At 59.3% G+C, this 789-nt stretch carries 1 protein-coding gene; it reads right to left on the bottom strand.

From position 1 onward, the window contains the following. Positions 1-594, bottom strand: a 594-nt coding sequence (locus VBE63_RS30735) for a recombinase family protein (protein ID WP_323686737.1), incomplete at its 3' end; no start/stop codon positions are given. Between the last annotated feature and the right edge of the window lie 195 nt (positions 595-789).

The following is a 789-nucleotide window of genomic DNA, read 5'->3' as shown; positions in this document are numbered from 1 at the left end:
TACACGCTTGACGATGTCCCCCACAACACCGCGCCCAGTCTTGGCACCAAGACGCCGCTGGATCTCGCGCACGCTCAGATCCGTTGTTCTCGCCAATGCCTCGACCTCGGCCACGACCGCTATCGGGGTTCGCGGTCGACCGAGCAACCTCCCTCGTGCCCTTGCCGCCTTCATCCCAGCCGAAACACGCTCGCTGATTAGCGACGACTCCAGCTCCGCCATGGCACCGATCAGCGTGAACATGGCCTTGCCCATCGGTGAGGTGGTATCGATCTGATCCTGAACGCTCACGAAACGAATACCGAGGTAGTTGAACTCCTCCAGTGCCGTCAGGAGGTGCTTGGTCGAACGAGCGAAGCGATCGAATTTCCACACCAACACGCACTGGAAGGCGCGATGGCGTGCATCTTTCATCAGCGCGTCGAGCTGTGGGCGTCCCTGGCGGCGCCCTGAGACCGCGCTATCGAAGTACTCCCGCACGATTTCCAGATCCGCACGCTCGGCATAAGCGTGTAATCCATCGAACTGCAGATCCGGCTTCTGATCCACTGTCGAGATCCGAAGGTAGAGCGCGGTGCGATTCTTGGAGGACATCTTTCGATGGCTCGTTTGTCCGAGAATGTACTGGTTTTAGTACCCTCTGACGCCGCTTGTAAGCCCCTGAAAAATCGAGCCCGCGATCGACCTTTTTCGCTTGGGGTTTTCCGTACCCCTTACGACAGGAACGTTCGCGCCCGATGGCCTCGATCGACCGCACTGCCTATGCCCCGTATCCTGATCAGGCCCGAA

This window comes from Lamprobacter sp. (assembly GCF_034860625.1).
Lineage (GTDB): Bacteria > Pseudomonadota > Gammaproteobacteria > Chromatiales > Chromatiaceae > Lamprobacter.
The sequence above is the reverse complement of the archived record's forward strand: the minus strand, read 5'-3'. Positions and strand labels throughout refer to the sequence as shown.